The organism is Paraburkholderia sp. C35 (genome assembly GCF_003121405.1).
GTDB lineage: Bacteria > Pseudomonadota > Gammaproteobacteria > Burkholderiales > Burkholderiaceae > Paraburkholderia.
Map to the genome: position 1 here is coordinate 1 of NZ_QBUY01000195.1, position 7,297 is coordinate 7,297.

At 52.9% G+C, this 7,297-nt stretch carries 6 protein-coding genes; all 6 read left to right on the forward strand.

Annotation, left to right across the window (positions count from 1 at the left end; genetic code table 11):
• Positions 1-201: 201 nt before the first annotated feature.
• Complete coding sequence (locus tag DK391_RS43465; protein ID WP_109484180.1) at positions 202-645, forward strand: exopolysaccharide biosynthesis protein; 444 nt, start codon at positions 202-204, stop codon at positions 643-645.
• The gene (locus tag DK391_RS43470) at positions 639-1,814 is read left to right on the forward strand and encodes a polysaccharide biosynthesis/export family protein (RefSeq protein WP_109484181.1); all 1,176 of its coding nucleotides are present in this window, start codon (positions 639-641) and stop codon (positions 1,812-1,814) included. The genes DK391_RS43465 and DK391_RS43470 overlap by 7 nt, the downstream gene beginning before the upstream one ends.
• A gap of 99 nt (positions 1,815-1,913) precedes the next feature.
• Positions 1,914-4,139 carry a polysaccharide biosynthesis tyrosine autokinase gene (locus tag DK391_RS43475; protein WP_109484182.1) on the forward strand — a complete coding sequence of 742 codons (2,226 nt, stop codon included), beginning with the start codon at positions 1,914-1,916 and terminating at the stop codon, positions 4,137-4,139.
• A gap of 15 nt (positions 4,140-4,154) precedes the next feature.
• The gene (locus DK391_RS43480) at positions 4,155-5,114 is read left to right on the forward strand and encodes a glycosyltransferase (RefSeq protein WP_109484183.1); all 960 of its coding nucleotides are present in this window, start codon (positions 4,155-4,157) and stop codon (positions 5,112-5,114) included.
• 182 nt (positions 5,115-5,296) lie between these two features.
• A complete protein-coding gene (locus DK391_RS43485) occupies positions 5,297-6,730 on the forward strand; it encodes a glucose-6-phosphate isomerase (RefSeq protein ID WP_109484184.1) in 1,434 nt (477 codons plus the stop codon).
• Positions 6,731-6,758: 28 nt separating this feature from the next.
• A partial coding sequence (locus DK391_RS43490; protein ID WP_162601069.1) for a glycosyltransferase family 4 protein occupies positions 6,759-7,297 on the forward strand: 539 nt, incomplete at its 3' end.

Below are 7,297 nucleotides of genomic sequence, written 5' to 3' on the forward strand. Positions count from 1 at the left end.
TTGATCTTCGACGGCCGCAATCTGTATGAACCCGAGGCGATGACCGAACTGGGCATCGACTATCACTCGATTGGACGACGAAGCGTTGTTTGTCTGGCCGGCGAACAATGACGAAAACGACAATGTATTCGATCAATTCAAGAGTGTCTTGGATAAGCCATGTTCAAAGTGCATGGATCGAGCCGAATAGAGGGTTGATCTATGTTTTCTAACGTGTTGATCGTATGTTACGCGAACATTTGTCGCTCTCCCGCCGCAGAAGCGATCTTCAAATCGTTGCATTCCCGAATATCCAGTAATCCGGTCGTATTCCACTCGGCTGGTATTCGTGCGTTCGAAGGAATGGAAATGGATTCCGTCATGAAAGATCTGCTGGTCGGACGCGGCGTCGCGGTCGGCCCGCATCATTCGCGGCGCCTGAATGTGAGTATGGTGCGCCAGGCGGATCTTGTGCTTGTCGCAGAGCGAAATCAGATCAGACAGGTGGAAGCGCTTGACCGCACGGCACGCGGAAAGGTATTCGCGCTAGGCAATTGGGAAGGGGTCGATATTGTCGATCCTCATGGAAAAACGGAGTCGTCGTATCACGAATCGTTGCGTTTGATCGAGCGATTGGCGGCGGGCTGGATTGAACGTATATGTTGAAGCACCATTTTGCAAGCTTGGTCGTCGTGTTGCTCCTTTCAGCGTGTGCGGCTGCACCTGGAAATTATCTGAATAGGTCGAGACTCAATGACCAATCGACGAAACAACCTACCGAGGTATACCCCGTAAAGATCATTGACGCCGGAGTGATCGTTGACCAGTCGAATTCGCGAGCCGAAGTCGAACGCGCACAGAGCGCAAAGATGGCACAGCTTACGAGTCCACCCGTCTACGTTTACCACGTCCAACCTCAAGATATTCTCGGCGTGACGGTGTGGGATCACCCGGAACTGACTACACCGACAGCAACTTCCTTCTCGTCTGGCGGCAACACCACTCAATCGCTTGCGGGTGCTTTGCAGCAACCCTATACCACGGCATTGTCGGGGCAGTCTGATCCATATGGTCAAACGGTCGCTTCTGACGGCTTCATTTTTATCCCGTACGCGGGTCGCTTACAGGTCGCGGGCAAGACGGTAACCCAGATTCGCGACCAGATCGCGGCGAGCTTGGTTCGCTTTGTTAAAAATCCGCAGGTCGACGTTCGCGTGCTGTCGTTCCGCAGTCAAAAGATACAGGTGACAGGGCAGGTAAAGGCACCCGGGCCTTTGGCTATCAGCGATGTGCCACTTACTCTAGTCGATGCAATTACGCGATCGGGAGGAACGACCAGCGACGCGGACCTTCAGCGAGTGAGGCTAGTGCGCAAGAAAAAATTGTATCTGCTTGATGCGAACCGGATGCTCGATCGAGGTGATATGTCGCAAGACGTTCTTTTGCAGTCGGGTGATGTGATTAACGTGCCGGACCGAGTCGATAGCCGTGTCTTTGTCATGGGCGAGGTAAAGACACCCGCATCTCTCTTCATGTATCGCGGAACCTTGACGATTGCAGATGCGTTGACGCAGTCCGGAGGCATTCTGGATACCGATGCTAATCCACGTGAGATTTATGTGTTGCGCGGTATCAAAGAAAGACCGACGACACCAGAAGTATTCCATCTCGACATGACACAACCCGATTCGATCATGCTTTCCACACAGTTTCAGCTTCAGCCATTAGACGTTGTGTATGTCGGAACTGCAGTATCCACGACGTTCAATCGCGTCTTGCAGCAGGTGTTGCCGACGTTGCAAACACTTTTCTACTTGAAGCAACTCACCAGGTAGGGATCTTGATGATGTGACGCAAGGCTGTGCGCTGATTCGATGCTTTAGTCAGGCGACCGATCGTGTTGCGATCAGATAGAAATAAATCTTGAAGAAACCGTGGGTATTGACGTGAAGAAGAGTGGGTTTGAGGATTCGGGTGCACGCCGTGACGATGAGGATGAAGTCGTCCTTGGATATCTGTTGAACGTCATCGTGGAAGACGTGTGGTGCCTGATTGGAGTAGTGCTGGCAATCGTCGCGTTAGGCGTTGCCTATTGCTTTATCGCTAAGCCTGTCTATGTCGCTAATGCCCTGATAAAAATCGAGCAAGACGATGACCCCACTCCAGCGCTGATGCAACTGAGTAGCGTCGCGAGTGCAATGGCGCCGCTTCCGGCAGACGCGGAAATCGCAATCATGCAAAGCCGCGACGTGATGGGGCCTGTCGTAAAAAAGTTCAAATTCGACATTGAAATCAACCCGAAAAGAGTGCCTATTTTGGGTAACTTGATATCGAAGCTCGCTACGCCGGGACATCCCGCGGGTGCATGGTTTGGTTTATCTTCCTTCGCCTGGGGTGGCGAAGTTCTGGATGTCAGAGCGATGACGGTTCCGCTCATGCTGGAAGGACAAAAACTTGCGCTGATCGATCGTGCCAACGGTCAGTACGATCTTCAAGATAACGACGGAAATCTGCTTGTTCACGGATTCGTCGGGACACCGGCGAGCCGTGGTGATGTCTCGATTTTTGTTGATCAACTTATTGCTCGTCCGGGAACACGATTTACTGTCATACGGATAAATGACGTCGACGCAGTCAACGGATTTCAAAAATTCGTCACGATACAGGAACAAGGGAAGTTAACTGGACTCGTTGATGTGTCGATGGAGAGCGACGATCCGAGCTTTGCGGCGGAAGTGACAAACGACATTGCACAAACATATCTGAGAAGGCACGTCCAAAGCAAGCAAGTGAATGCTCAAAATATGCTGTCGTTCTTGAAAACTGAAGAGCCACGCCTGAAATCGGAGTTGGATAAGGCGGAGGTTGCACTTGCGCAATATCAGCGGCAATCGGGGTCGATTGCTGCGGGCGAGGAAGCCAAGGTCTACCTCGCTGGAAGTGTCGAGTACGAACAGCAGATGTCGGCAATGCGTCTGCAACTCGCTGCACTACAACAAAGGTTTGGAGACGATCATCCGCAAATCAAAGCAACACGCGAACAGATCGCTCAGCTAGCAGCACAGCGTGACCGATACGAAGGGCGATTTAGAAATTTGCCGGAATCGGAGGTACGTGCTGTACAGCTTCAGCGCGACGCAAAAGTCGCGGCAGAGATCTATGAACTGGTGTTGACACGCGAGCAGGAACTGTCGGTCCAGAAGGCGGGTACAGGCGGCAACGCGCAGATCATCGATGCAGCACTGCGTCCAGGCACTCCCGTAAAGCCAAAAAAGCTGTTGATCATGTCAGCTTCGACAATGCTCGGGTTGATTTTCGGTGTGGTTGTGGTCATTGCTCGAAGCAAACTCAGTAAAGGAATTGATGATCCAGAGGCCATCGAAAGAATGTTCCAGCTGCCAGTTTGTGGAATAGTGCCTTTAAGCGAACAGATTACGCGGTCCGGAGGACAAACTTTGGCTGGCATGTATCGGAACCAGACTATCCTGGCACATTCGAATCCAACCGATCCTTGTGTCGAAAGTCTCCGAAGCTTGCGTACTTCGATTCAATTCAAGATGCTTGAAGGGCGAAACCGAATTGTGATGCTGACGGGGCCCGTTCCGGGCGTAGGTAAGAGCTTTCTGACGGTCAATCTTGCTGTTTTGCTTGCGAATTCGGGAAAGAAGGTCTTGATGATCGATGCAGATATGCGTAGAGGAACGCTTGATCGATATCTCGACGGAATTGCTGAAGGAGGGCTGGCAGAGCTTCTTGCTGGAACGGTTTCACTCGAGAAAACAATAAGGAATACATCCTTTGAAGGACTCGATTTCATATCGTGTGGTCAACGACCTTCGAATCCAGCTGAGTTGCTGACATCGAGCCGGTTTGCCAGTTGTCTCCACGAACTGGAAATGCGATACGACGTGATCCTTATCGATACTCCACCCGTTCTCGCTGTAACAGATGCGTCACTTGTAGGAGAGCACGCTGGATCAAGTTTCCTGGTGATGCGGTCTGGTATGCATCGTCCAGTTGAGATCGCCGATACGTTGAAGCGTCTAAAGGTAGCTGGAATCGATGTCAAGGGTGGAATTTTTAATGGAATACCGCCTAACAAGCGTCACGGTTACGGTGTTGTTTATCGCTACCTGACCGTAGAGAACGAGCGCGTATAACCGCGGAAGAGAGCAATGAAAGTATCGGTTTTAGTTCCGACTTACCGCCGCAAGGATGATCTCGTGCGGTGTCTGCTTGCATTGAGAGTGCAGGAACGCGGTTGTGATGAAGTTGTGGTCGTTGCCAGGCCGGAAGATGAGGCCACTTTGGCTTGTTTGACTGACAAGGACGTAATAGAAGGACTTCCCCTGCGGGTTGTGTTGAGCAAGGTTTCCGGCCAGGTTGCGGCACTAAATTGCGGACTGGATGCCACCAATGGCGAAATTATTGCGATTACCGATGACGACGCGGCACCACGCCCGGATTGGGTGCGACGCATCGAAGTTGCATTCATCAATGATCAAAGGCTGGGGGCGCTTGGCGGACGCGACTGGATGCATATAAACGGACAGATGATGAGTGGTAAGCGTTCGATTGTCGGCAAGATTGCCCGGTCGGGAAAGGTTATTGGGAATCATCATCTCGGCACGGGTGACGCGCGCGAAGTCGATGTTCTGAAAGGGGCGAACATGAGCTACCGGCGTGACGCGATTCGCAACATTCGTTTTGATGAGCGCCTGCGCGGAACCGGGGCGCAGGTGCATAACGATATGGCATTTAGCATGAGCGTGAAGAATGCGGGGTGGAAGCTGATCTACGATCCTTTGGTAGCGGTAGATCATTTTCCTGCAGAACGATTCGATGAAGATCGGCGAGACGCACCTAGCATGGTGGCCGTATGCAATGCCGCATATAACCTTCATCTGACGCTGCGAAATCAGTTGTCTCCGATGCGCCGCCAGGTAGCGTGGTGGTGGTACGCGCTCGTTGGCACGCGTGCCTATCCTGGGTTGGTGCACGTGTTTCTGGCGTTGTGTTCAAAGAGGCGCCAGGCGAAATTAGCACGTTGGAGGGCAGTACGCACAGGGGCAATTGAAGCGCGCCGCGTGCAACTTCGGGAAAGTGTCGACAGAGCGACCAGTTTGGATGCGTAAGAAGGAAACTCAATGTGTGTCTGGTTCTCGGCATCGATCCATGCCCTTATCGCATGGGCAAGAGCATTGGCTTCCCAAGCCATGCATTGCGCTTTGTGCTCTTCGGCATGATCACGTCGTCGGATGAAATACTGCAACGCGCCCAGATTGCGTCGATTGAGAGTCGAGGAGGGCTGTAAGCGATGTCATCGATTGGACGAGAAAGCACCGCACGCATAGTCAAACGCAGTAGGCGCCCGGAGAGCGAGTGGTTGCCACCGGCGTTGCTGTGGCTCGTCACGTGCATACTGATCGTCGCCCGCCAAGGCACGGTGCTTACGCTCGCGTTCCCGGTGCTGTCGATTCTCGTCGGATTCTGGTTGTACTTCAAGGCGCCCGCAAAATTCCTCGGCTACATGTGGTGGCTGTGGTTTCTCAGCCCAGAAGTACGGCGTCTCGCCGACTGGTTCAAAGGTGCATACACGCCCACAAGTCTGATTCAGGTCGCGCCGCTCGCGGTGAGCATGATCAGCGGGGTTTCATTGCTGCGCTTTTATCCGGTTCTTGCAAAACGACGAGGTCTGCCTGTCCTGTTGATGCTCGTCGGTATTGTCTATGCATTCGTCATCGGAGTTTTCTCCAATGGTCTGCTGGCCGCTCTATACGATGTCGCGAACTGGGTCTATCCGATCCTGATTGGCTTTCACATCATAGCGAATTGGCGGCTTTACCCGAATTTCAGAACCGTAGTCGTTGGTGCATTTATTCAGGGCATGTTGGTAATGGGCTTATACGGCGCACTGCAATTTCTCGTCATGCCACCATGGGACGCATTGTGGATGATGAATGCGCAGATGAACTCTCAGGGTGATCCAGTTCAATTCGGTGTGCGAGTGTTTAGCACGATGAACTCGTCTGGCCCGTTTGCCTTCGCGATGCTAGCGGCATTGGTTTATGTGACGGCATCGCGCCACCGATTGCGTTGGATCGCCACCGTAGCTGGCTTCGTTTCCTTTGCTTTGAGTCTGGTGCGATCCGCTTGGGGAGGTTGGCTCATCTCGATGCTGGTTCAGATCGTGAAATCAAGCAATCGGGTAAGGCTGCGTATCGTAGTAGGAGCCGTTGCTGTAGTCGTTATTGCAATTCCGATGCTCATGATCGGCCCAATGGCGGAGCGTATGCAAATCAGATTGGAGTCAATGATCAACTTGGGTGATGACCATAGTTATACAGTCAGAAACCAGTTCTATTCGCAGTTTGCGGGCATTGCATTCACCAATCTGGCTGGTTCGGGTATGGGGGCGACAGGTACCTCGACTAAGCTCACTCGAGAAGATGCGCAACTTGGTGAATATGGAAACTTCGATAGCGGAGTCATGAATATTCCATTCGTTCTCGGATGGCCGGGCACGCTGCTATACATGATGGGGGTTGTCTGGATATTAATGCGCGGCCTGCTCACATCTCAATGCATCCGGAGTGACAGATTTGCAACTGCGAATCTATCGATTGCTCTAGCAACAATTTCGATGCTTGTATTCACTAATTCACTCGTGGGGACGGGTGGTCTTATGTTTTTCGAAAGTATATGTTTCGTTTTGGCCGGCGCGCGTTGGAAGAAGTCACAGGTTAAATAATTTTGAACGCTGATTAATAACAACGGAAATGTTCACAAATCTGTCCTCAACTATCAGATCATTGCAAATTGGCATGCACTGGTTCCCCGAGCGCGCGGGCGGGCTGGACCGCATGTACTACTCGCTGATCGGCGCGTTGCCGGGGGCGGGCGTTGAAGTACGCGGGGTCGTTGCCGGCTCGGAGCGCGTCGCGCAGGACACCAATGGCGCGATCAATGGTTTCGGCTCCGCAGCGCAATCGCTGCCGCTGCGTTTGATGGCCGCACGCCGTGCGCTGCGCCACGAGATTCGCGCGCGGCGCCCTGACGTGATCTCGTCACATTTCGCGCTATACACAGCGCCGGGCCTCGATGTGATACGCGGTATTCCGCAAGTGTCACATTTTCATGGGCCGTGGGCCGACGAAAGTCATGTCGAAGGCCCAGATTCTCTGGGTCGGCGCGCCAAGCGCTATCTCGAGCAAACTGTGTACCTGCGTTCGTCACGGCTAATCGTGCTGTCGGATGCGTTTGGCCGCATTCTCACGTCGCGTTATGGGATTCCCGCTGATCGCGTGCGGGTCGTGCC